Origin of the sequence: Paracoccus sp. (in: a-proteobacteria) (assembly GCF_030538755.1) — a bacterium.
Taxonomy (GTDB): domain Bacteria; phylum Pseudomonadota; class Alphaproteobacteria; order Rhodobacterales; family Rhodobacteraceae; genus Paracoccus.
This window is the reverse complement of the sequence record NZ_JAUNTJ010000006.1, coordinates 39,530-64,392: the sequence shown is the minus strand read 5'-3', so window position 1 is coordinate 64,392 and position 24,863 is coordinate 39,530. Positions and strand designations below refer to the sequence as shown.

The 24,863-nt window shown below is 66.8% G+C and carries 20 protein-coding genes; 9 read left to right on the top strand and 11 right to left on the bottom strand.

What is annotated here, in order from left to right; genetic code table 11:
• The first annotated feature begins 114 nt into the window (after nucleotides 1-114).
• The 7 genes from ptsP to phnE (Q4G14_RS05470) all read left to right on the top strand — a co-directional run bounded on the left by ptsP (nucleotide 115) and on the right by phnE (Q4G14_RS05470) (nucleotide 8,953).
• Nucleotides 115-2,628 (top strand): phosphoenolpyruvate--protein phosphotransferase, encoded by a 2,514-nt coding sequence (ptsP, locus tag Q4G14_RS05500; RefSeq protein WP_303360729.1) that lies wholly within the window; start codon nucleotides 115-117, stop codon nucleotides 2,626-2,628.
• Entirely contained in the window at nucleotides 2,625-3,575 is a 951-nt protein-coding gene (locus tag Q4G14_RS05495) for a 1-phosphofructokinase family hexose kinase (protein WP_303360728.1), read from the top strand. The genes ptsP and Q4G14_RS05495 overlap by 4 nt, the downstream gene beginning before the upstream one ends.
• Nucleotides 3,576-3,600: 25 nt before the next feature.
• A complete protein-coding gene (locus tag Q4G14_RS05490) occupies nucleotides 3,601-5,349 on the top strand; it encodes a PTS fructose transporter subunit IIC (RefSeq protein WP_303360727.1) in 1,749 nt (582 codons plus the stop codon).
• 173 nt (nucleotides 5,350-5,522) lie between these two features.
• A complete protein-coding gene (phnD, locus tag Q4G14_RS05485) occupies nucleotides 5,523-6,476 on the top strand; it encodes a phosphate/phosphite/phosphonate ABC transporter substrate-binding protein (RefSeq protein WP_303360726.1) in 954 nt (317 codons plus the stop codon).
• A gap of 64 nt (nucleotides 6,477-6,540) precedes the next feature.
• On the top strand, nucleotides 6,541-7,365 hold the full coding sequence (phnC, locus tag Q4G14_RS05480) for a phosphonate ABC transporter ATP-binding protein (RefSeq protein ID WP_303360725.1): 825 nt from the start codon (nucleotides 6,541-6,543) through the stop codon (nucleotides 7,363-7,365).
• Nucleotides 7,362-8,159: a phosphonate ABC transporter, permease protein PhnE gene (gene phnE / locus Q4G14_RS05475; protein WP_303360724.1), complete on the top strand. Its 798-nt coding sequence runs from the start codon at nucleotides 7,362-7,364 to the stop codon at nucleotides 8,157-8,159. The genes phnC and phnE (Q4G14_RS05475) overlap by 4 nt, the downstream gene beginning before the upstream one ends.
• The gene (gene phnE / locus Q4G14_RS05470) at nucleotides 8,147-8,953 is read left to right on the top strand and encodes a phosphonate ABC transporter, permease protein PhnE (RefSeq protein WP_303360723.1); all 807 of its coding nucleotides are present in this window, start codon (nucleotides 8,147-8,149) and stop codon (nucleotides 8,951-8,953) included. Before phnE (Q4G14_RS05475) ends, phnE (Q4G14_RS05470) begins: the two co-directional genes overlap by 13 nt.
• A 41-nt stretch (nucleotides 8,954-8,994) precedes the next feature.
• Here phnE (Q4G14_RS05470) and Q4G14_RS05465 read toward each other — a convergent pair whose 3' ends face one another.
• The 11 genes from Q4G14_RS05465 to Q4G14_RS05415 form a co-directional block, all read right to left on the bottom strand.
• On the bottom strand, nucleotides 8,995-9,384 hold the full coding sequence (locus Q4G14_RS05465) for a DoxX family protein (protein WP_303360722.1): 390 nt from the start codon (nucleotides 9,382-9,384) through the stop codon (nucleotides 8,995-8,997).
• 150 nt (nucleotides 9,385-9,534) lie between these two features.
• Nucleotides 9,535-10,551, bottom strand: coding sequence for a sulfotransferase (locus Q4G14_RS05460; RefSeq protein ID WP_303360721.1), 1,017 nt, complete (start codon nucleotides 10,549-10,551; stop codon nucleotides 9,535-9,537).
• A 141-nt stretch (nucleotides 10,552-10,692) separates the two neighbouring features.
• Nucleotides 10,693-11,565, bottom strand: coding sequence for an alpha/beta fold hydrolase (locus Q4G14_RS05455; protein WP_303360720.1), 873 nt, complete (start codon nucleotides 11,563-11,565; stop codon nucleotides 10,693-10,695).
• A 48-nt stretch (nucleotides 11,566-11,613) separates the two neighbouring features.
• Entirely contained in the window at nucleotides 11,614-12,267 is a 654-nt protein-coding gene (locus Q4G14_RS05450; protein WP_303360815.1) for a 3-oxoacid CoA-transferase subunit B, read from the bottom strand.
• Nucleotides 12,268-12,280: 13 nt separating this feature from the next.
• On the bottom strand, nucleotides 12,281-12,946 hold the full coding sequence (locus tag Q4G14_RS05445; RefSeq protein WP_303360719.1) for a 3-oxoacid CoA-transferase subunit A: 666 nt from the start codon (nucleotides 12,944-12,946) through the stop codon (nucleotides 12,281-12,283).
• Entirely contained in the window at nucleotides 12,943-14,160 is a 1,218-nt protein-coding gene (locus tag Q4G14_RS05440; RefSeq protein WP_303360718.1) for an acetate/propionate family kinase, read from the bottom strand. Before Q4G14_RS05440 ends, Q4G14_RS05445 begins: the two co-directional genes overlap by 4 nt.
• Complete coding sequence (locus tag Q4G14_RS05435; RefSeq protein WP_303360717.1) at nucleotides 14,157-15,566, bottom strand: bifunctional enoyl-CoA hydratase/phosphate acetyltransferase; 1,410 nt, start codon at nucleotides 15,564-15,566, stop codon at nucleotides 14,157-14,159. The genes Q4G14_RS05440 and Q4G14_RS05435 overlap by 4 nt, the downstream gene beginning before the upstream one ends.
• Nucleotides 15,553-18,060, bottom strand: a complete 2,508-nt coding sequence (locus tag Q4G14_RS05430; protein WP_303360716.1) for a DUF3141 domain-containing protein — start codon at nucleotides 18,058-18,060, stop codon at nucleotides 15,553-15,555. The genes Q4G14_RS05435 and Q4G14_RS05430 overlap by 14 nt, the downstream gene beginning before the upstream one ends.
• Before the next feature lie 19 nt (nucleotides 18,061-18,079).
• Nucleotides 18,080-18,844 (bottom strand): enoyl-ACP reductase FabI, encoded by a 765-nt coding sequence (fabI, locus tag Q4G14_RS05425; RefSeq protein WP_303360715.1) that lies wholly within the window; start codon nucleotides 18,842-18,844, stop codon nucleotides 18,080-18,082.
• Nucleotides 18,845-18,995: 151 nt separating this feature from the next.
• Nucleotides 18,996-21,101, bottom strand: a complete 2,106-nt coding sequence (locus Q4G14_RS05420) for a TRAP transporter permease (protein ID WP_303360714.1) — start codon at nucleotides 21,099-21,101, stop codon at nucleotides 18,996-18,998.
• A gap of 90 nt (nucleotides 21,102-21,191) precedes the next feature.
• On the bottom strand, nucleotides 21,192-22,178 hold the full coding sequence (locus Q4G14_RS05415) for a TAXI family TRAP transporter solute-binding subunit (RefSeq protein WP_303360814.1): 987 nt from the start codon (nucleotides 22,176-22,178) through the stop codon (nucleotides 21,192-21,194).
• Nucleotides 22,179-22,429: 251 nt separating this feature from the next.
• On the opposite strand from Q4G14_RS05415, the gene choX reads away from it, so the two are divergent.
• Both choX and betC read left to right on the top strand, forming a co-directional pair.
• On the top strand, nucleotides 22,430-23,359 hold the full coding sequence (gene choX / locus Q4G14_RS05410) for a choline ABC transporter substrate-binding protein (protein WP_303360713.1): 930 nt from the start codon (nucleotides 22,430-22,432) through the stop codon (nucleotides 23,357-23,359).
• Nucleotides 23,356-24,849 (top strand): choline-sulfatase, encoded by a 1,494-nt coding sequence (gene betC / locus Q4G14_RS05405; RefSeq protein ID WP_303360712.1) that lies wholly within the window; start codon nucleotides 23,356-23,358, stop codon nucleotides 24,847-24,849. The genes choX and betC overlap by 4 nt, the downstream gene beginning before the upstream one ends.
• The last annotated feature ends 14 nt before the right edge of the window (nucleotides 24,850-24,863 follow it).

The following is a 24,863-nucleotide window of genomic DNA, read 5'->3' as shown; positions in this document are numbered from 1 at the left end:
GCGGCCATAGTATCGTCGCACGCGCGCGCGTCCACAGGCCACATCCGACATGCGTGGAAACGGCCCCGGAAATCGTTTATGTCAAGGACCGTAACCACAGGATGGGGGAAGCCGGTGCCGGGCCTGAACGAACACGAGATTCTGCCGCGCGAGCTGGTTCAGCTTGATGCCACTGTCACCGACAAGGCCGATGCGATCCGGCAGGCCGCCGCGCTGCTGACGGCGGCGGGCTGTCTGAAACCCGGCTTCGGCGACAGCATGATGCGGCGCGAGTCGACCTCGAACACCTATCTGGGCAAGGGCATCGCCATCCCGCACGGTATGGTCGAGGACCGCGACATGATCCTGCGCGACGGCATCGCCGTGTTGCAGGTGCGCGACGGCGTGGCGTGGAACGACGACCACCGGGCGCAACTGGTGGTGGCCATCGCCGCGCGGTCGGATGCGCATATCGGCATCCTGCGCCGCCTGACCCGGCTGATGCAGGACGAAGCGCGCGTGGCCATGCTGGCAACCACCGATGACGCGGGCCAGATCATCGCCGCGCTGTCGGGTGCCGAAGCCGCTGCCCCAGCCGGTGCGCCCGCCACCGATTTCGGCCAGTCCTTTGATTGGACGGTGGATTATCCCACCGGGCTGCACGCGCGCCCGGCGACGGAATGGACCGAAACCGCCCGCCGCTTTGCCGCCCGCATCCGGGTGCGCCACGGGGCCGAGGCGGCGGATGCCCGCAACATGATCGACCTGCTGCAACTGGGCCTGAAACCCGGCGATGCCGTCACCATTTCCGCCGAAGGGCCAGATGCCGCCGACGCGCTGTCCACGCTGCGGGTGGTCATCACCGGCCTGTCCGCCCGCGAAAAGGCCGATGCCGCGCGGGCCGAGGAAAAGCGCGCCGCCACGGCGGCCAGCGGCGGCTGGGTGCCGGTTGACGGCGGCGACGTGGTGGACGGCGTGTCCGCCTCGCCCGGTCTGGCCATCGGCACGCTGCACCGGATGGAATCGGGCGAGATCGACATCCCCGACACCCCCACCGACCTGACCAGCGCCGCCGACCGGCTGCATGATGCGCTGGCCCGTGCGCGCGAACAGTTGCGGTCGCTGGCCGATGACACCGCGCGGCGTCTGGGCGAATCGGATGCGGGGATCTTTCGCGCTCAGGCCGAATTGCTGAACGATCCGGGGCTGGTCACGCTGGCCTCGCAGAAACTGGTGGCGGGGCATGGCCTGGCATGGTCGTGGCACGCCGCCGTGCAGGAAACCGCGGCGCAACTGACCGCCGTGGGCAATGCCGTGCTGGCGGGCCGGGCGGTGGACCTGCGCGATGTGGGCCAGCGGGTGCTGGCGCTGATCGACCCCGATCTGGCCCGCGCCACCCCGGCCGAGGTCGCGCCCGGCACCATCCTGATCGCCGATGACCTGACCCCGACCGACACGGCGGGGCTGGACCCCGACCGCATCAGCGGGCTGGTGACGGCGCAGGGCGGGCCGACCTCGCACACGGCGATTCTGGCGCGCACGCTGGGCCTGCCTGCGGTGGTCGGCGCGGGCGCGGCGCTGTCGCGGCTGAAGGACGGGGCGCAGGCGATCATCGACGGCTCGGGCGGGCGGCTGTTCCTGTCGCCATCCGATGCCGATCTGGCATCCGCCCGCGCCTTTATCGCGACCGAGGATGAAAAGCGCGCCCATGCCGCACAGGCCCGCGCCCTGCCCGCCACGACGCGCGACGGCCATCAGGTCGCCATCGGCGCCAATATCAACCTTGCCGAACAGGCCGGTTTTGCGCTGGAGCAAGGGGCCGAGGGCGTCGGCCTGATGCGGACCGAGTTTCTGTATCTGGAACGCAGCGCCAGCCCGACCGAGGATGACCAGTATCACGCCTATACCGCCATGTCGCAGGCCATGGGCGGGCGGCAACTGGTGATCCGCGCGCTGGACATCGGCGGCGACAAACAGGTCAGCTATCTCGACCTCCCGCGCGAGGAAAACCCCTTCCTTGGCGTGCGCGGGGCGCGGCTGCTGCTGCGCCGGCCCGAACTGCTGGTGCCGCAATTGCGGGCGCTGTATCGCGCGGCCAAGGACGGGGCCGACATCCATGTGATGTTTCCGATGATTACCTCGGCCCCGGAATTGCGTGCGCTGCGGGCGACTTGCGACCAGATCCGCGCCGATCTGGACGCGCCGGAAATCCCCCTGGGGATCATGATCGAGGTGCCCTCCGCCGCACTTCTGGCCGAAGAACTGGCCCGAGAGGCGGATTTTTTCAGCATCGGCACCAACGACCTGACGCAATACACGCTGGCCATCGACCGCCAGAACCCGGTGCTGGCCCCCGAGGCCGACAGCCTGCACCCCGCCGTGCTGAAACTGATCGCCCAGACGGTCGAGGGCGCGCACAAGCATGGCCGTTGGGTCGGCGTCTGCGGCGGCATCGCGGGCGATGCATTCGGCGCAGCGCTGCTGGTCGGGCTTGGCGTGGACGAGCTGTCGATGACGCCCCGCGACATCCCGGCGGTCAAGGACCGGCTGCGTAACGCCGATCTGGCCACGCTGCGCGCGCTGGCCGAACGCGCGCTGGCCGCGCCCGACGCAGCCGCCGTGCGCGCCTTGGCGGGGGAACTGGCATGATCCACTGCATCGGGCTGAACCCCGCCATCGACCAGACGGTGACGCTGGACCGGCTGGAACCGGGGGCGGTCGTCCGCGCCCGCTCGGTCCGGCAGGACCCCGGCGGCAAGGCGGTGAACGTCGCCTCGGTGCTGGCCGACTGGGGGATGGCGGCCACCGCGCATGGCCTGCTGGGGCAGGATAACGCCGCCGTGTTTCAGGCGCTGTTCGCGCAAAAGGGCATCACCGACCGCATGATCCGTGTGCCCGGCGCGACGCGCACCAATATCAAGATACTGGAACAGGACGGGCGCACCACCGATGTGAACCTGCCCGGCTTTGACGCCGATGCTGCGGCGCTGGACCGGGTGCGCGCCGGTCTGGACGTGGCGCAGGCCGGGGAACTGGCCGTCGTGTCGGGCAGCCAGCCCGCCGCCCTGCCGCCCGAAGCCACCGCCGCACTGATCGCGGCGCTGACGGCCAGGGGCGCACGGGTGGTCATGGATGTGTCGGGCGCTCCGCTGCGCGCGGCGCTGGCATCCGACACCCTGCCCTTTGCCATCAAGCCCAACCGCCACGAGTTAGAGGAACTGACCGGCGCCGATCTGTCAGACCGCGCCGATCTGGTCGGCGCGGCGCGCGATCTGCTGGCGCGCGGGATCGGGCTGGTGGTGGTGTCGCTGGGCACCGAAGGCGCGCTGTTCCTGACCGCCGATGACGCCGTGCAGGCGCGGCCCGTGGCGCTGTCCACCGGCAGCGCGGTCGGCGCAGGCGATGCCATGGTCGCGGGCCTGACGGCGGCGCTGGCCGAAAAGCTGCCCCTGCCCGATCTGGCGCGGCAGGCCACGGGTTTTTCCGGCGCGAAACTGCAAAACCCCGGCCCGCATCTGCCTTCGCGCGATGCGGTGCGTGACCTGGCGGCGCAGGTCGCCCTGATACCACTGGCCGATTGGATCACCGGCGCCTGACGCCCGGACATTAAAGGAGAACAGGATGACCGATTTCATAGCCGTCATCGGAACACGCCACCGGGGCACCCATGCCGTGCTATCGCGCGAGGCGCTGCGCAAGGTTGCCGCCGCGCAGAACCACGGCATCGCCATCGAACTGGACACCGCCGACGGGGTGGTTGACCCGCTGGACGCTGCGGCCATTGCCGGGGCGCGGGCGGTGCTGCTGGTCGATGACGCGGTGGACGATGGCCGCTTTGCCGGTCTGCCGGTGCTGCGCGCCACCAAGGAAGACCTGCTGCAAGACGCAGGCGCGGTTCTGGCGCAACTGGTCGCGGCGGCGGGCGGCGGCGCGGCAACGGCAGCGCCTGCCCCGACCGCGCCCCCCGCCACCGATGGCCCGCTGAAGATCGTCGCCATCACATCCTGCCCCACCGGCATCGCGCATACCTTCATGGCCGCCGAAGGGCTGACCGAGGGCGCGAAACAGCTTGGCCACTCGATCCGGGTGGAAACGCAGGGGTCGGTCGGCTCGCAGGACGCGCTGACGGCGGATGAAATCGCCGCCGCCGATCTGGTCATCATCGCCGCCGACCGGCAGGTGGAACTGTCGCGCTTTGCCGGCAAGCGGGTGTTCACCGGCCCGACCAAGCCCGCGATCAACGATGGCGCGGGCCTGATCCGCCGCGCGCAGGCCGAGGCCCAGACGCAGGGCACCGCCACCGCGCAAACCGCCGAATCCGCGCAGCCCGCGCATAAGACCGGCGCTTACAAGCACCTGATGACCGGCGTGTCCTTCATGCTGCCCTTTGTGGTGGCGGGCGGTCTGCTGATCGCCATCGCCTTTGCCCTTGGCGGCATCTATGTCTACGAAGACCAGTATCAGGGCACGCTGGGCTGGACGCTGTTCCAGATCGGCGCGAACGGAGCCTTTACGCTGATGGTTCCGGCGCTGGCGGGCTATATCGCCTATTCGATTGCCGACCGGCCCGGTATCGCGCCGGGCATGACCGGAGGCGTGATCGCGGGCACCATCGGCGCGGGCTTTCTGGGCGGGATCGTGGCCGGGTTCATCGCCGGTTACACGGTGCTGGCGCTGATCCGGGTGATCCGCCTGCCCAAGACGCTGCAAGGGCTGATGCCGGTGCTGATCCTGCCGCTGCTGGCCACGGCGATCACCGGGCTGCTGATGTATTACGTCGTAGGCGGCCCGACGGCGCAGGCACTGGCCGCGCTGACGGAATGGCTGAAGGGGATGCAAGGATCGTCGGCGCTGATCCTGGGGCTGATCCTTGGCGGCATGATGGCCGTCGATATGGGCGGGCCGATCAACAAGGCGGCCTATGTCTTTGGCACCACGCTGATCGCCTCGGAAATCTATCAGCCCATGGCCGCCGTGATGTGCGCAGGCATGACCCCGCCGCTGGCGCTGGCGCTGGCGTCGAAACTGCGCCCCTCGATCTTTACCCCCGAGGAACGCGAGGCGGGCAACGCCGCCGCCGTGCTGGGCCTTGCCTTCGTGACCGAGGGCGCAATCCCCTTTGCCGCGCGCGACCCGCTGCGGGTGATCCCCTCGCTGATCGCGGGGTCGGCGGTGGCCGGGGCGATCTGCATGATGATGGGCGTGGCGCTGCGGGTGCCGCATGGCGGGGTGTTCGTCCTGCCGATCCCGAATGCGGTCACGAACCTGACCGGCTTTATCATTGCGATGCTGGTGGGCACGCTGGTCTCGGCCGTGGCGCTGATGGCGGTCAAACGGCCCGTGGCGGCAGCCGCGGCGCAGACCGCCTGAATACGGCGGGGCAAAGGGCGACCGCCCCTGCCCCGCCCTGTCGGCGCGGCACCTCTGCCTTGACCACCGGCAGCGGCGGTGGCAGATTGTCACAAAACCGTCACATTCCGGTCGTAAAAGAGTCATCCGCCACCCCTACACCCCACCGGAACCCTGTCGAACCGGAGCATCCGATGACCCTCTTTCGCCTTGCCGCAGCAACCGCATTGGCCAGTCTGATCGCCATCCCCGCCAGCGCCGAATTCGCGCTGGACGCCCGCTTTACCGACGCCGATGGCGATATGGTCGCCGACATCCCCTCGGATCCGGCGCAGCAGGTTGACCCGGCCACGCTGATCTTTGCCTATACCCCGGTCGAAGACCCGGCGGTTTACGTCGATGTGTGGAAAGAGTTTCTGGACCACCTGAGCGAGGTCACCGGCAAGCCGGTCGAGTTCTTTCCGGTGCAAAACAACGCCGCGCAATACGAAGCCATGCGCGCGGGCCGTCTGCACATCGCGGGCGTGAACACCGGCGGCAACGCGATCGCGGTGGCCTGTTCGGGCTTTCGCCCCTTTGCGATGATGGCCAATGCCGACGGGTCGTATGGATACGAGATGGAAATCATCACCTATCCCGACAGCGGCATCAGCGAATTGTCCGATCTGAAGGGGCGCCAGCTGGCCTTCACCTCGGAAACGTCGAATTCGGGCTTCAAGGCACCGCAGGCGCTGCTGGAATCGGAATTCGATTTGCAGGTGGAACGCGACTATACTCCGGCGTTTTCGGGCGGGCATGACAACTCTATCCTGGGGGTCGCGAACAAGGATTACGACGCCGCCGCCATCGCCAATTCGGTGCTGACCCGCATGACCGCGCGCGGCGTGGTGAACAGCGATGATCTGGTCACGGTCTATAAATCCGACACCTTCCCGACCACGGGTTACGGCGTGGTCCACAACCTGACGCCCGAATTGCAGGACAAGATCCAGCAGGCGTTCTTCAGCTTTGACTGGACCGGCACCGGGCTGGAAACCGAATTCGCCCCGCAGGGCGAAACCCAGTTCATCCCGATCAGCTTTCAGGAACATTGGGCCGTGATCCGCCAGATCGACGAGGCGATGGGCGTGACCTATACCTGCAACTGAACGCCGCATCACATCCGGGCGGGCGGGGCAACCTTGCCCGCCTTTTGCGTAAAAGGGGCCGCCGATGCTGACCGTCGAAAACCTGACCAAGACCTATCGCACCGGCGACAAGGCGCTGTCGGATGCGTCTTTCACCATCCCCGCCGGGCAGGTCGTGGGCCTGATCGGGCCATCGGGGGCGGGCAAATCGACGCTGATCCGCTGCATCAACCGGCTGGTGGAACCGACCAGCGGCACGGTGCGGCTGAACGACACCGACATCACCCGCCTGCGCGCCGGTGATCTGCGCCGCGCCCGCCGCCGCATCGGCATGATCTTTCAGGAATATGCGCTGGTCGAACGGCTGACGGTGATGGAAAACGTGCTGTCGGGGCGGTTGGGCTATGTCGGCTTCTGGCGCAGCCTGATGCGCCGCTTTCCGCCCGCCGATGTGCAGAACGCCTTCAAGCTGCTGGACCGGGTGGGCCTGTCGGCGCATGTCGATAAGCGCGCCGATGCGCTGTCGGGCGGCCAGCGGCAGCGCGTCGGCATTGCGCGGGCGCTGGAACAGAACCCCGAACTGCTGCTGGTGGACGAACCGACCGCCAGCCTCGATCCGAAAACCAGCCGCCAGATCATGCGGCTGATCGTGGAAATCTGCCGCGAACGCGGGTTGCCCGCGATCATCAACATTCACGACGTGGTGCTGGCGCAGCAATTCACCGACCGCATCATCGGGCTGCGCGCCGGGCAGATCGTGTTCGACGGCGCGCCTGCCGATCTGACCGAAAACGCCCTGACCGCGATCTATGGCGAAGAAGACTGGGCCGCCATGCGCCAATCCGCCGACGACGACGCCGCCGAGGCCGATGAGCGCGAGGCCCGCGAAAAGATGCTGGAGGCGCTGTGACCTACCCCGGCACATGGCGGCGGCCGCCGCAACTGATCCGCTCGCGGTTCTGGCGCATCACGCTGACCCTGGGCGCGCTGGTCTATCTGGCGCTGGCCATCGGCAGTATCGAGGTGAACTGGACCCGCGTCGCCGCCGGGATGGAACGCGGGCAGCGGTTCGTCACCGGCTTTCTGACGCCCGACTTCACCACCCGCTGGCGCGATATTTCAGCCGGGCTGGTCGAAAGCCTGACGATGACGCTGACATCCACCGTGGTCGGCGTGCTGATTTCCATCCCCATCGGCATCGGCGCGGCGCGCAATCTGGCCCCGCGCTGGCTGTATCTGATCTGCCGCAGCATCATCGCCATCAGCCGCGCCTTGCAGGAAATCATCGTCGCCATCTTTTTCGTGGCGCTGTTCGGATTCGGCGCCTTCGCCGGGTTCCTGACGCTGGCCTTTTCCACCATCGGTTTCATCGGCAAGCTGCTGGCCGAAGACATCGAGGACATCGACGAAAAGCAGGCCGAGGCGATCCGCGCCACCGGCGCAAGCTGGATGCAGCTTATCAATTACGGCATCCAGCCGCAGGTCATGCCGCGCCTGATCGGGCTGTCGCTGTATCGGCTGGACATCAACTTCCGCGAATCCGCCGTTATCGGCATCGTCGGCGCAGGCGGCATCGGGGCGACGCTGAACACCTCGCTGTCGCGCTATGAATACAGCAGCGCCGGGGCGATCCTGTTGATTATCATCGCCATCGTGATGCTGTCGGAATACGCATCCGGGCATCTGCGCAAATGGGTGCAATGATGGATCAGGTCTGGCAATACCGCACCCCCCGCACGCGCCTGCTGATCTGGGCGGGCTGGTTCGCCACCGTCGCGCTGTTCGTCTGGTGCTGGAACCTGATGACGGCGCGCACCAACTGGGGCTTTGTCCGGGACGCACCGCAGGCGGCGGGCGACCTGCTGGGCCGCGCCGTGCCGCCGCGCTGGTCCTATATGGAGCGGCTGTGGGCGCCTTTGTGGGACACGATCAACATCGCCACGCTGGGCACGCTGCTGGGCATCGTCATCGCCGTGCCGCTGGCCTTTCTGGCGGCGCGCAACACCACGCCTTCGGCGCTGATCCTGCGCCCCTTTGCGCTGTTCTGCATCGTGGCGTCACGCTCGATCAATTCGCTGATCTGGGCCTTGCTGCTGGTGTCGATCCTTGGGCCGGGGATTCTGGCCGGGATCATCGCCATCGGATTCCGCTCGGTCGGGTTCATCGGCAAGCTGCTGTATGAAGCGATCGAGGAAACCGACATCAGGCAGATCGAGGCGATCACCGCCACCGGCGCATCGCAGGCGCAGGTGCTGAGCTATGGCATCGTGCCGCAGGTGCTGCCGACATTCTACGGCATCAGCGTGTTCCGCTGGGACATCAACATCCGCGAAAGCGCGATTCTGGGGCTGGTGGGCGCGGGCGGCATCGGGATGCAGTTGCAATCCAGCCTGAACGTGCTGGCATGGCCGCAGGTGTCGCTGATTATTCTGGTGATCCTTGGCACCGTCGTCATCAGCGAATGGGTCTCGGCCAAGGTTCGGCATATGGTGATCTGACGCGGGCAGGCACCAATGCCCCGCCCGCGCCAGCGATAACCTTAGCTGTCGCGCCCGGTTGCGGCATCCACGCTGATCGGGCCGGGGCCGGCAAAGACCAGATACAGGAACACAAAGCAGTAAAGGATCGCCGCATCCCCGCCATTCAGCACCGGAAAGAAACTTTGCGGCGCGTGGGCGATGAAATAGGCGAATGCCATCAGCCCCGACAACAGAAACGCCACCGGGCGGGTGAACAGGCCGATCACCAGCAGCGCACCGCCGATCAGCTCCATCACGCCCGAAATCCACGACAGGCTAAAGGCGTCCGGGCTCATCCCGGCCGGAAAGCCAAGGATCTTTTGCGTGCCATGGGCCATAAAGATCAGCGCCGCCATAATCCGCAGCACGCTGCGCATGGTGGGCGCGTAGGTGGTCAGTTGGGTGAACATGTCTTTTCCTTTTGCATGGTGCAGCGGATTTGCGCCCTGCTGCTATAGCCCGTGCAGATAGGACGAAAGCAGCGAACGAACAACGCATATTTCGTTCGCGATTTGCAAACGCCGGGTTGCCCTGTCCTGCAAACGCCCGCCCGCGCCCCGTTACCGGCCAAGCATATCCAGCGCCGCCTCGCCCGGTTCGCAGGCGGCCAGCAGGGCGCGGCGGTCGGCGGGGGACAGCGCATCCAGTTGCGACACCCGCGCCATGGGCAGATGCGCCGTCGCCGCAACCCAGCCGGGCGGTGCATTGCCCGCAACCGCCATCCCCAGCCGCACGATCTGCCGGGGCGGATCGGCCAGCAACTGCTCATAACGGATCACCGTCACATCGGCGCCGCGCAGTTCAGCCACGGCGGTCTGCATCATGTCCGACCAGAACCGCCCGCAATCCACGACCGAGGGCCGTTTCGTCAGCAGATGGTTCACCCCCGGCAGCCCGCCCATCCGGCACAGCAGCGGCCAGAATGGACCGCGCCCGAAATGATGTCGCGGATTCAGCGTGTTCACCCAGGGCAGCCCGGTTTTCCACAGCCAGACCGGCGCGCGGGCCATGGTGAACTGGCGCAGGCTTAACGCCGTCGCCGCCCCGTTGCGCCGCAACAGCACCAGCCGCGCCTGCGGGAACATGCGCCGCAGCGTCCGCACCGCCACCAATGACCCGCCCGAGCGTTCGGCCCAGACCTTGCGCGGCCCGCCCGGCACCAGCCTGTCCAGCGCCGCAAACAGGGCGAGATACTGATCGGCCAGCGGCCGCAGCGGCCATGTGACCACCTCGGCCCCCAGCGCATCCAGCAGATCATCGGGCCGGTCGGTCAGATGCGGCAGCATGATGTTCAGCACCGGCGGGCAGTTGAACGGATCGTGGCGGCGGTTTTCGACACGGTGATACAGAAATTCGTCCGGCATCGTGTCGGGATTGGCCAGACGGCGCATCAGGGGCGTGGGTTGCGTCAGGTGCCGCCAAAAGGTGCGCCCGTCGCAGCGGTCAGGGCGATAGCCATAGGGACCAAGCCCGATGAACAGTTCCGACAGGCTCAGCACATCGGGGTGCTGGCGGATGATCTGTGATACCAGCGTTGATCCGCAGCGGGCCGACCCAAGCAACAGGGCAGCGTGCATCGACCCTCTCCAAGATGTATTACGAACAGTTCAGTTCAATCTTTGGTAGCGCCCCGCGCAGCCCTTGCCAACCCCCCGGCAGGCGTGCCGCAGCAGAATAATCAGATCGCTGAAATATTTGCGCAAATCACGCGCCGACTGTTACCCGGCCGCATCGCCGCCGGGGACCGGGCCTTGGGCGCGGATCAGGTCCAGCCAGTCGTGGATCACCGCCAGCGCCTGCGGTTCATCCAGAAAGGGGATGTGGCCACGGTCGGGGATTTCGGCGAACAGCAGGTCGGGACGGCGGCGGCGCATCTCGGCGGCGGTGGCGCGCGTCAGCACGTCCGAGCCAGCCCCCCGGATCAGCGCCAGCGGCAGGCCCGCGCAGGCATCGAACAAGGGCCATGCGTCGGGCAAGGGGTTCGCCTCCATCGCCTTGTCAAAGGCGATACGCAGCGCCGGGTCATAGGTCAGGCCCACGCCATCGGCCTGCTGCACATAATGGCGCACGGTCTCATCGGCCCAGCGGGCGGGCGGCACATTGGCGAAACCGGGCATGGCGGCGGGCAGACGGTCGGCGATCTCGTCCAGCGTGGACACGGTGGGGCGCACGCCGATGAACTGGCCGATGCGCATCAGCCCGTCGCGTTCGATCACCGGGCCGACATCGTTGAAACAGATGCCCGACACGCGCCCCGGCGCCATCCCCACCATCGCCATGCCCAGCAGACCGCCGCGCGACGATCCGATCACCGCCGCGCGGTCCAGCCCCAGATGATCCAGCAGCGCCAGCGCGTCCTGCGCCTCTTGCCCGACGATATAGCTGTCCGGCCCGGTCCAGTCAGAGCCGCCGCGCCCGCGGCTGTCCAGCCGGATCAGCCGCACCGCATCGACGTCCAGCCTGCGCGCCAGATAGCCAAAGTCGCGCCCGTCGCGGGTCAGCCCCGCCAGCGCCAGCAAGGGCAAGCCCTGCCCTTCGTCCTGATAGGCCAGCCGCGCCCCGTCGCGGGCGCGAAACGTCGTCTGCGTCACCGGCTTTGCCCCCCATTGCCGACCATGACCGACAGGATGCCAGCCGGGTCAGCCCAACTGCATTTCGGGCACATCGTCGGGAATGACAAGATCCGCCTCTGTCGCAGCCCGGATGGCGTCGGTGCTGACGCCCGGCGCGCGTTCGCGCAGGATCAGGCCGTGGCCGGTCGGCTCGATCACCGCCAGATCGGTGACGATCAGATCAACCTTGCGCCGCGCCGTCAGCGGCAGGGAACAGCGGCGCACGATCTTGGCCTGCCCGCGCGCGCTGTGCTGCATGGCCACGATGACGCGGGCCGCGCCGGTCACAAGATCCATCGCCCCGCCCATGCCCGGCACCATCTTGCCCGGCACCTTCCAGTTGGCCAGATGCCCGGCCTCGTCCACCTGCAAGCCGCCCAGAACGGTCATATCCAGATGCCCGCCCCGGATCAGGCCAAAGCTCATCGCGCTGTCGATAGAGGCCGCGCCGGGCACCGCCGACACGAAACCGCCGCCCGCATCGGTCAGGTTCGGGTCCTCCATCCCCTCGGGCGGGCGGGCGCCAAGGCCGATGACGCCGTTTTCCGCCTGAAAGAACACGCCTCGCCCGGCGGGAACGAAACTGGCGACAAGGCTGGGCAGGCCGATGCCCAGATTGACCAGCATTCCGGGCCGGATTTCCTGCGCCACGCGGCGGGCGATCAGTTCCTTGGCATCCATCGGCTTTTCCCCCTCAACCTTCCCCATGAGTCGCGCGCAGCAGCAGGTGATCGACCAGCACACCGGGCGTTTTCACGGCATCGGGCGGGATCACGCCCACGGGCACGATCACATCCGCCTCGGCGATGACGGTGGCCCCGGCCAGCGCCATGACCGGGTTAAAGTTATGCGCCGTCAACGAATAGGACAGGTTGCCGATGTAATCCGCCTGCGCGGCGGCCAACAGCGCGAAATCGGCCTTCAGCGGCAGATCCAGCAGGAAATCGCGGCCCTCGATCTGGATGATCTGCTTGCCGTCCTCGACCTCGGTGCCAAGGCCGGTGGGCGTCAGCACCCCGCCCAGACCGACGCCGCCCGCGCGGATGCGTTCGACCAGCGTGCCCTGCGGCACCAGATCGACCTGAATGCTGCCGTCGATCATGCCCGCCTGCGTTTCCGGGTTCAGCCCGATATGCGAGGTGATGACCCGCGCCACCGCCCCCGCCGACACCAGCTTGCCGATGCCATGGCCGGGCCGGGCGGTGTCATTGGCGATGACGGTCAGCCCGCGCGCGCCCCGCGCCACCAGCGCGTCGATCATCCGGTGCGGCGACCCCACCCCCATAAAGCCGCCGATCATCACGCTGGCCCCGTCGGGGATCATCTGCGCCGCCGCCTGCGGTGTCAAAGCGCCCTTCATGTCGTGCTGCCCCCCAGATTCAACAGATCGCGCGCCGCGCGGGCGATCACCAGCCCTTCGTTGGTGGGGATGACCATGACATGACCGCGCGACACATCCGATGAGATGATGGTTTCGTTGCGGTCATTGCGGCCATGGTCGATTTCAAGGCCCATCCATTCCGTCCGCTCGCACACCCGTGCGCGGATCAGGCGCGAGTTTTCCCCGATGCCGCCGCAGAACACCAGCGCGTCGATGCCGCCCATGGCCGCCGCCATCGCGCCCAGCTCGCGCTGGATGCGGAACACGAAATAGTCGATGGCCTGCTGCGCCTCGGGGGTGGCGGCGGATTCCAGCGTGCGCATGTCGTTCGACAGCCCGCCCGACAGGCCCAGCAGGCCGGATTTTTCATACAGCAGGCGGCGCACCTCGGCGGTGGTCATACCGCGCTGATCCATCAGATACAGCACCACGCCGGGGTCCAACTGCCCGCTGCGCGTCCCCATCGGCAGCCCGTCCAGCGCCGTGAACCCCATGGTCGAGGCGACCGAGCGGCCATTCTGCACCGCGCACATCGACGCGCCATTGCCCAGATGCGCGATCACCACCCGCCCCGCCGCAATCAGCGGCGCGATGCGGTGCAGTTCGGATGTGATGTAATCATAGCTCAGCCCGTGGAAACCATAGCGGCGCACGCCTTCGTCGTAAAAGCTGCTGGGCAGGGCAAAGGTATCGTTCACCCATGGGTGGGTGCGGTGAAAGGCGGTGTCGAAACAGGCGATCTGCGGCACGCCCGGAAAGGCCGCCATCGCGGCGCGGATACCGGCGATGTTATGCGGCTGATGCAGCGGCGCAAAGGGGCGCAGCGCCTCGATCTGCGCCATCACCGGCTCATCGACGATCACCGGGCCGCGAAAGGTGGTGCCGCCATGCACCACGCGATGCCCCACGGCCACCACCCGCGCATCGGGCAGCGCCGCCGACAGGCTGTCCAGCGCCAGTTGCAGCGCGGCGGCGTGATCGGCGGGGCGGCCCTCGGCCACCGGCAGATCGGCGCCCGCCCCGTCGCGCAGGCGGATGCTGGCCGCATCGCTGCCGATACGGTCCACCAGACCTTCGGCCAGCGCGCTGTCGCCATCCTGCGCCGCAAAGACCACGAATTTCAACGAGGACGACCCGGCGTTCAGCGCCAGAATGACGTCGTGCCCCGTGGGGCGGTTGGTCGGGCGGTTCATTGTGCGGCCACCCCGGTCAGATCGCCCCGCCCCGCGCCGGTCGCCGCATGATGCAGCGCCGCCACCGCGCAGGATGCCAGGCGCGAGGCCGCGCTGTCGGACCGCGAATTCAGGATCACCGGCACCCGCGCGCCCAGAACCAGCCCGGCCCCCTCGGCATGGCTGATAAAGGCAAGCTGTTTCGCCAGCATATTGCCCGCGTCGATGTCGGGCACCACCAGAATATTGGCCCGGCCCGCCACCTCGCCGCGCAGCCCCTTGGTGCGGGCGGCACCCATATCGACGGCGTTATCCATCGCCAGCGGGCCATCGACCTGCCCGCCGGTGATCTGGCCGCGCTCTGCCATCTTGGACAGCAGCGCCGCGTCGATGGATGACTGGATCGCCGGGTTCACCGTTTCCACCGCCGACAGAACCCCCGCGCGCGGTTCCAGCCCGATGGCAGCGGCCAGTTCCAGCGCGTTCTGAACGATGTCCTGCTTGGTCGCCAGATCGGGCGCGATGTTGATCGCGGCATCCGTCACCAGAACCGGCTCGGGGCGGCTGGGCACATCCATGACGAACACATGGGTAAAGCGGCGGCCGACGCGTAGCCCGTGGGTTTTCGACAGCATCGGGCGCAGCAGATCATCGGTGTGCATATGCCCCTTCATCACTGCGGCGGCGCGGCCCGCGTGAACCAGATGGCAGGCCTCGGCGGCGGCCTCGGCATCGCCGGCGATGTCGATCACCTCGATCCCGTCAAGGCTTTCGCCCAGTTCCTGCGCGGTGGCGCGGATCGCCGCCGCCTTGCCGATCAGGATCGGCACGATCAGCCCCTCATGCGCGGCCTTCAGCGCCCCCCCCAACGAGTTGGGATCGTCGGGGCAGACCACCGCCGTCGGCAGCGCGGGCAGGTGTCTGGCCTTTTCCAGCAGCGCGCTGAAATGGCGGTGCCGTTCGACCAGCAGGCCGGGAACCTCGATCCCGTCGCGGTCGAACTTGCGCGTCGGGGCCTGCACCGTCGCCTGACCATCCAGCAGCAGCACGTCATCGCCGACCCGGCGCAATTCGGTTTCCAGCATCACGATGCCGCCCGGTTCCTTGCCGGTCACACGAACGCGGCAGACGACCTCTTCGCCGGAATGGGCGCGTTCGTGGAAATTCAGCACCTGCCGCCGATACAGCGTGCCGGGGCCGGGCAGCCGCGTGCCCAGCGCCGCCGAAAACAGCGAGGCCAGAAACATGCCCGGCGCCACGCTTTCGGGCACGCCATCGCCGTCGCCATCCTCGTCCGGCAGGTGCATCGGGTTATAATTGCCGGAAATCACGGCAAAGGAAAACAGATCGTCCAGCGTAATCAGGCGGCGGAATTCGGCCGTGTCGCCGATCTGCAATTCATCCAGCGTGCGGTTAACCAAGTGCATCAGTCTCTGCCTTTCGGGTTCTGCGCCCGCGACTGGCCGGTGCGGGCTTGGGCGCAGCCTGTTCCGCGCCCGGCATGTCTTGCGCACTGTCTTGCGCGTTGGGGTGCCGTTGCGCAAGCGGATCGTCGTTCACATCCGCCGTAATCGGCCCCAACCCCAGAACCGAGCGCATCCGGTCCAGCAGAGCCAGCGTGGCGGGCGACATTTCATCCAGACGACCGGGGATATATTGCGCCACCGCCATCGCCAGTTCGCGATCCGCCGGATCGGGCAGCAGCAGCGGCAGCGTTTCGATGGCGCGGTCGCGTTCAAAGCTGGCGATCAGGGTTTGCTGATGAATGATGATGGCGCGCTTTTCCGCGCCAAGGCTGGCGAAGGGTTCGTCGCAGGTCAGCACCCGGCTGGACCGTTCCAGACGGTCGCGGCGCACATTGCCCCGGCTGTCCACCATCAGGATCAACATGCGGATCACCGCCTCGGCAAAGCCGCCCTTGTCGATCTGGGTCAGCGCGCTGGCGACCTCGGGCAGGCCGCGCAATTCGCCCGCGTCTTTCAGCGTGCGCCGCGCCTCGTGGCTTTGGCCAAAGGCGCGCGCCCAGGGGTTCGACCACATGCCGAAAAAGGTCATCTCGTAACACATGTCGCGCCAGTCGCGCCAGAAATCCAGCGCCTGTTCGACGGATTGCACCCACAGCGCCTCGGCGGCGACAAAGGGGTTGTCGGCGTGGACAGGATGGCGGTTGTCGCGCAGCTTTTCGGCGGCGCTTTCGACCAGCCCCATGACCGGATTGCGCGACGACATCACCGCGCGCTGCACCCGCAGCGGATGCAGCACCCGCCCCGCCTCGGCCATGGATGGCGTCACCGCCGCGCGCACCAGCGGACGCACCGCGCCTTCGTAAAACTGCGCCTGCATCTCTGATGCGCGGGCCACGGCGGCAAAGGGGCGTTCATCGTCAAAGCCGTCGTCGATGCCGCGAATGTCGTCCAGCGTGCGTTCGGCGAAACCGACGGTGAAATGCGTGCGGCCGTTCTTTTCGGTCACATCCTCGATGCGCATTTCGTAAAGACCGGGGGCCAGCGCCTCGATGGTCTTCATCGTCGAGGCCATTTCCGAATGTTCGCGATTGGCGATCTGGCTGCTGACAAAGATGCCCAGATGCCCGACCTGTTCATGGATCATATAGATGATCCGCTGTCCCCGGATGCGGATTTCGTTCACATCGGTATAGGTTTCGCAGATCCAGTTCAGCGCCTGCTGCGGCGGGGTGATATTGTCGCCAAAGCTGGCAAAGGCGATGATCGGCGCGCGGATGGCTTTCAGGTCGATGGGCCGGCCCGGCTCGATCCGGGCCTCGTTCTTGACCAGACGGTTGCCGACGAACAACTGTTCCACGATCCAGCGGATTTCCGGTTCGGTCAGCAGGAAAAAGCCGCCCCACCATGTTTCGAATTCCAGAAAGCGGTCGGTGCCCTTGTCGATGTCGCGGAACAGGTCGGTGTATTTGCGAAACATCGTGCGGCCGGGGTTCAGCAGCTCAAAGTTCTGCACCAGATGCGCGCCGTCAAAGATGCCGCCGCCCAGATCCGACAGGAACATCGGAATCCACGTCCCGCCCAAGACCCCGGCGTTATAGCGCATCGGGTTTTCGCCCACACGCCCGGCCCATGGCGCGACCGGCGCGCCGTTGATGACGATCGGCCCGGTCAGATCGGGGTTGGTCGCCGCCAGCAGCAGCGTGGCCCAGCCGCCCTGACAATTGCCGATGATGACCGGGGCCGAGGCATCGGGGTGGCGCCGCATCACCTCGCGCACAAAGGCGGCCTCGGTGCGGGTGACATAGGACAGGAACTGCCCCGGTTCCGGCGCGCGGCGGAAGGACACGAAATAGACCGGGTGCCCCTCGCGCATGGCGACGCCCACCTGACTGTCGGATTTGAACCCGCCGATGCCGGGGCCATGGCCCGCGCGCGGGTCGATGACGATATAGGGGCGGCGGCTGTCGTCGATGCTGACGCCCTCGGGCGGCAGGATGCGCAGCAGCATATAGTTCGACGGATAGGGCTGGTCGGCCCCGTCCATCACCACCTCGTAATCATAGATCAGCACCGGCGGGCAGCCCGCCGCCTCGTGTTCCAGAAAGATGTCGCCGCGCTGGCGCAGCGCATCCGCCGTCAACACCGCCCGTTCGGCGGCATCGGTCAGATAGCTGGCCCAGGCCGTCGCCAGCGCATGGGATTGCTGCGCCTGCCGGAACCCCTGCACCACGCGGGCGGTGGCATTGGCCGTATCGCGGGCGCGGGCGCCATGCGTGGCCGAGATATGGCGCATCTGCCGCTGAAACGCGCTGGCGATGATGTCGCCGGTCTTGCTGTGCGCCTCGATTTCGGACTGCGCATTCACCAGCCAGTCGCCCAGCATCAGCCCGGCATCATTGGCCGGGCCATACAGCGCATCATGGGCGGGGTCGAACAGATCGAATAGACTGGTCATGGCAGTTCCCTTTCGTGACTCAGGCCGTGATGGAATAACCGCCGTCGATGGCATGAACGCCGCCGGTCAGATTGCGCGCCTCGCGCGAGGCCAGAAAGGCCGCCATCGCGCCCACATCCTGAATCGTGGCCAGCTGGTGCATCGGCGCGCGCTCGGTCGCGGTGCGCATCAGCTCGTCGAAATGGTCGATCCCCGAGGCCGCCCGCGTCGCCAGAGGCCCCGGCGACAGCGCGTGAACCGAAATACCCTTTGGCCCCAGTTCGGCGGCGGCATAGCGCACGGCGCTTTCCAGCGCGGCCTTGACCGGACCCATGATGTTGTAATGATCCACCACCCGCGACGACCCAAAGAACGACACCGACATGCAGGTGCCGCCATCGGGCATCAGCGGCTCGGCCAGGCGGATCATGCGCAGGAAGGAATGCACCGACACATCCATCGCCTGCGCAAAGCCTGCGGCGGAACAGTCGATCACCCGGCCATGCAGATCATCGCGCGGCGCAAAGGCGATGGAATGGATCAGCACATCCAGACGGCCCCAGCGGTCGGTGATCTGCTGAAACAGCGCCTGCAACTGGTCGGGCTGCGACACATCCAGCGGCGCCACGATCTCGGCCCCCAGCGATTCGGCCAGCGGGCGGACATGCGGTTCGGCCTTGGCGTTCAGCCATGTGACCGCCAGATCGGCCCCCTGATCGCACAGCGCCTGCGCGCAGCCATAGGCGATGGATTGATCGTTGGCGATGCCCACCACCAGCGCCTTGCGCCCGGACAAGGAAAACATGCCTGCCCCCAAAATTGCCTCAGCCGCTGGTTAACAGCGGCATGAGTCGGGCAGGCGACAGGATGATGACGTTTCGCTGACAATCAGACCGGCACCCCAACCAGCCAGCCGGGGGCAGGCGCACCCCGACTGGCCGGTCTGGTAAACCGCGTCAGGCGGCGGCCGTGCCGCGCCCCAGCAACTGCCGCGCGATGATCGGCAGGAACAGCACCACCCCGATCACGGTCGGCACCGGATGCGGCGCGATCAGCAGCAGCGCGGCCAGCGCCAGAACCAGCCGTTCCACCCGGTAAAGCGGCGCGAACAGCCAGCCGGTGATCGCGGTGGACAAGGCCCAGATGCCGCCCACCGCCCCAAAGAAGGCCAGCGCAAAGGCCCCCCAGGTAAAGCCCTGCGTCACCAGCAGCAGCGCCGGCTGGAACACAAAGACGAAGGGCACCAGCGCCTTGCCCATCGACAGGCGGAAGGCCGTGTTCCCGGCCTTGAAGCCGTTGGCCCCCGCGATACTGGCCCCGGCATAGGCGGCCAGCGCGACGGGCGGCGTCACATCCGCCAGCACGCCAAAGTAGAACACGAAGAAATGCGCCACCAGCGGCTCGACCCCCATCAGGCCAAGGATCGGCGCGGCCACGGCAACCATGATGATATAGTTCGCCGTGGTCGGGATGCCGCAGCCCATCAGGATGCAGACGATGGCCGTCATGAACAGCGTGAACAGCAGCGTCATGGTGGCAATGCTCATCACCTCGAACGGCAGGAAGGCCAGCCAGGCGTGCATCCCCGCGGCCCAGCCCTGCGCGGTGCCCGTGACCATATAGGCGATCTTGAAGCCAACGCCGGTCAGCGTCACCACCCCGATCACCACACCCACCAGCGCGGCGGCGGCCGTGACCGACAGCGACTGTTTCGCCCCCAGAACAAAGCCCTCGATGATGCCGTGGAGGGTGCCCCGGATCGCCCCGGCCACGCCCTTGGCCATCAGTTCCTGCAACAGCAGCACGACGATACAGGATGAAATCGCCCAGAAGGCGGCGGCAAAGGGCGTGCGCCCCGACATCAGCACCGCGATCAGGATGACCAGCGGCACGACCGACAGCCAGCCCTGACGGATCACCCGCAGCGCATTGGGAATTTCCTCGGGGTGCAGGCCGCGCAGGCCCAGACGCCGCGCCTCAAGATGCACCTGCAACAGCACGCCGAAAAAGTGCATGAAGGCCGGAACCAGCGCCGCCACCAGAATCGTGGTCAGCGGCACGCCCAGATATTCGATCATCAGAAAGGCCACCGCCCCCATCACCGGCGGCGTGATCTGCCCCCCGGTCGATGACGCCGCCTCGACTGCGGCGGCGAAATGGCGGGGATAGCCGATGCGGATCATCGCCGGAATGGTCAGCGCGCCGGTTGTCACCGTATTGGCGATGGACGATCCCGAAATCGACCCCAGCAGCGCCGAGGACAGCACCGACACCTTGGCCGGCCCGCCCGAATAACGCCCGGCCAGCGCCGCCGCCACATCAATGAACAGCTGCCCCAGCCCGATGCGCGTGGCCATCACCCCGAACAGCACAAAGTGGAACACATATGTCGCGATCACGCCCAGCGCAGTGCCGTAAATCCCCTGCGAGGTCAGATACAGATGGTTGACGATCCCCGTCCAGCTTGCGCCCGGATGCACCAGAATGCCCGGCATATGCTGGCCGAAATAGGCATAGGCCATGAACAGCATCGCAATCACCGGCAGGGGCCAGCCCATCGACCGGCGCACGGCCTCCAGCAGGACGACGATCAGGATCGTGCCCATGGTCACGTCCAGCGTGGTCGGATTGCCGACGCGGAAGGCCAGATCGGAATAGATCCACGGCACATACAGCGCCGCCGCAGCCCCCATCAGCGCAAAGGCCCAGTCCCAGACCGGCATCCCGCCAATATCCAGCGGCCCGCGCCGCACCGCGCCGCTGCCAAAGGCGGAAAAGGCAAAAAACACAATCGCCAGCGTCACCGACAGATGCAGCCCGCGATGGATCACCGCCTGCGGAATGCCGAAACCGGCGGTATAGTAATGATAGCAGGACAGCAGAAACAGAACGATGCCCACCAGACCCGTGGCCCAGGGCAAAAGATCGCGAAAGCGCAGCTCGGGATCGTATTTTTCCTCGATCGCCTGCAATTCATCGGCGCTCAGATGGCCGATGGCATCTTCGTCATGTGTCTGGGTGCTGTGCTGCGCCGGGTTTGCGGCGCGGTTTGGATCGGTCATCCCCCGGTTCCTTCTTGCATGCCCTGCGGCATGGTCTTGTTGGCCTTGGCGGCAAAAAGTCAGGGGGCTGACGCCCCCTGACCTGTCATCTTATTCCAGCAGACCCGCTTCGCGGTAAAAGCGTTCTGCACCCGGATGCAGCGGAATACCCACGCCGTCCAGCGCATGTTCACGGGTAATCATCTTGCCCTTGGCGTGGCCCGCATCCAGCAGCTTGCGGGTGTTGTCGTTCCACAGCGCGGCGGTGATGCCATAGACCAGATCGTCCGACTGATCGGCCGATGTCACCCATTGCGCGCCCACGGCGATGGTGTCCACATCGCTGTCCTGCCCGTCATAGGTGCCAGCCGGAAAGGTATCGGCGGCGAAAAAGCTGCTGTCGGCCAGAATCTTGTCGCGCAGTTCGCCGTCGATCGGCACCACCACCACGTCATGCTGGCTGGCCAGTTCGGCCACAGCGCCGGTCGGATAGCCGCCGACAAAGAAGAACGCATCCATCGCGCCATCGCGCATCCGGTCAGCGGCCTGTTCGGGCTTCAGATATTCGGGGCGGATGTCCGCTTCGGACAGGCCGGCGGCGTTCAGGATGATCTGCGCATCCACCAGCGTCCCCGAGCCAGGCTCGTCCAGCGACACCCGCTTGCCCGCCAGATCGGCGACCGAGCTGATGCCCGCCCCGGCCGAGGCGATCAGGTGGATCGATTCGGGATACAGGTTGGCGATGACGCGCACCTTGTCAGCCGCGGGCTGGCCTTCCCAGATGCCGGTGCCGTTGAACGCCCAGGTGGCCACGTCACCCTGCACAAAGCCCGATTCCATGGTGCCGCCCTGAATGGCGTTCACATTGGCAACCGACCCGTTCGAGGCCACAGCCGAGGCGATCAGCCCCGGCACGCCGCACGACCCGCCCTCTTCGCAGGCGCGCGATCCGGGCGGGTTGGAAATGGCATTCGCCAGCAGCCCGCCAATCGGGTAATAGGTGCCCGACGTGCCGCCCGTGGCGACCCGGAAAAAGTTCATTTCCTGCGCAGTGGCAACCCCGGTCAGCCCCAGCGTCAGGGCTGCGGCAGCCGCCATGATCCGCTTTGCAAACATCTCGTTATCCTTTCCTGTTGGTCCGATACCCCCGCGCAAACAGGCGGGAATTCGCCGCGATCCTAGGCGACCCGTCACAATGGCGCAACTGACCGAAACGACAGGATTGCCTGAATTTCGACACAAACTGGCAGGTTCGCGGCGACAACGCCCCCTTTTCAACGCCGGACCGATCTGCAACGCTCAGACCAGTTTCAAGCAGACCAACGCGACAGACAACAGGGAAAACCACAATGATCCGCACCACCCTTCTGGCCACCGCGCTGACCACCCTGCCCGCGCTTGCCATGGCCGCCGACCCCGCATCCTGCGCCGCCGTGCGCCTGTCCGATCCCGGCTGGACCGACATCACCGCCACCAACGGCGTCGCCACCGTGCTGCTGTCCGCCCTCGGCTATCAGCCCGAGGTGCAGATCCTGTCCGTCCCCATCGGCTATGAGGCGCTGAAAACCGGCAATACCGACGCCTTTCTGGGCAACTGGATGCCCGCGCAGCAGGCGTTCCGCGACGATCTGGACGCATCGGGCAGCGTGCGCGAACTGGCGCAGAACCTGACCGGCGCGAAATTCACCCTTGCCGTCACCGCCCCCGGCGCGGCGCTTGGCGTGGCCGATTTCGCCGATCTCGACGCCCAGCGCGACGCCTTCGACGGCAAGATCTACGGGATCGAGCCGGGCGCCCCCGCCAACCAGTCGATTCAGGCGATGATCGACGCCGACGAATTCGGCCTCGGCGATTGGGAGCTGGTCGAATCCAGCGAACAGGGGATGCTGGCGCAGGTCACGCGCAACAGCGCGGCAGACCGGCCCTCGGTCTTTCTGGCATGGGCGCCGCACCCGATGAACATCGCCCACGACCTGACCTACCTGTCGGGCGGCGATGCGCAGTTCGGCCCCGATTTCGGCGGCGCAACCGTGCATACGCTGGCGCGCGGCGAATGGGCCGACACCTGCCCCAATGTCGCGCGGCTGCTGTCGCAGCTGGAGTTCGACGTGGATATGGAAAACGCGCTGATGGCCCGCATTCTGGATAACGGCGACAGCGGCGAGCAGGCGGCACGGGCATGGCTGGCCGAAAACCCCGACCGCCTGACGCCCTGGCTGGACGGCATAACCACCCTTGACGGCCAGCCCGGACTGGACGCGGTAAAGGCAGCCCTGTGAGCAAACCGAACTTTCTGATCCTGATGGCGGACCAACTGTCGGGGGTGCTGTTCCCCGACGGCCCCGCCGATTTCCTGCATGTGCCGAACCTGCGCCGCCTTGCCGCGCGCAGCACGCGCTTTGCCAATGCCTATACCGCCAGCCCGCTGTGCGCGCCGGGGCGGGCCTCGTTCATGTCGGGGCAATTGCCGCGCCGCACCCGCGTCTATGACAATGCGGCGGAATTCGCATCCGACATCCCGACCTATGCGCACCACCTGCGCCGCGCGGGCTGGCACACCTGCCTGTCGGGCAAGATGCACTTTGTCGGCCCCGACCAGCTTCACGGCTTTGAACAAAGGCTGACGACCGACATCTACCCCGCCGATTTCGGCTGGACCCCGGACTGGCGCAAACCGGGGCAGCGGATCGACTGGTGGTATCACAACCTCGGGTCCGTCACCGGCGCGGGCGTGGCGGAAATCAGCAACCAATACGAATACGACGACGAGGTGGCCTATCACGCCTGCCGCAAGCTGTATGACCTTGCGCGCGGGGCCGACGACCGCCCGTGGTGCCTGACGGTCAGCTTTACCCACCCGCACGACCCCTTCGTGGCCCGCCGCAAATACTGGGATCTCTACGAAAACGCGCCCGAGCTGGAGCCACCCCCGGCTATCCCCTACGAAGCGATGGACCCGCATTCCCAGCGCCTGATGGACGCCAGCGACTGGCGCGCATCCCATATCACCGCCGACCATATCCGCCGCGCCCGGCAGGGCTATTTCGCCAATATCAGCTATATCGACGACAAGATCGGCGAAATCCTCGACGTGCTGGATCGCACCCGACAGGACGCCATCATCCTGCTGCTGTCCGACCATGGCGAGATGCTGGGCAACCGTGGCCTTTGGTTCAAGATGAACTTCTTCGAACAATCCGCCCGCGTGCCGCTGATGATCGCCGCGCCGGGGATGCAGCCGGGCCGGGTAGATCAGCCGGTGTCCACGCTGGACGTGCTGCCCACGCTATGCGACCTTGCCGGCCTGCCCATGGACGAGATCGCGCCATGGACCGACGGCCATTCCCTGCTGAACCCCGCCGACCGCCCGCCGGTGCCGATGGAATACGCCGCCGAAGGCTCGATCGCGCCGATGATCGCCCTGCGCGACGGGCGCTGGAAATACATCGCCTGCCCCGCCGATCCCGAACAATTGTTCGACCTGCAAACCGACCCGGACGAGCGCAGCAACCTTGCCGCCGACCCGGCCCATGCGGGCACCCTGTCGCGCCTGCGCCAGATGGCCACGGCCCGCTGGGACCTGCCCGCCTATGATGCCGAAGTCCGCGAAAGTCAGGCCCGCCGCTGGATCGTCTATCCCGCCCTGCGCAACGGCGCCTATTTCCCGTGGGATTACCAGCCCTTGCAGCAGGCATCAGACCGATACATGCGCAACCACATGGACCTGAACGTGCTGGAAGAATCGCAAAGATTCCCGCGCGGGGAATAGCGGCGGGGGCGGGC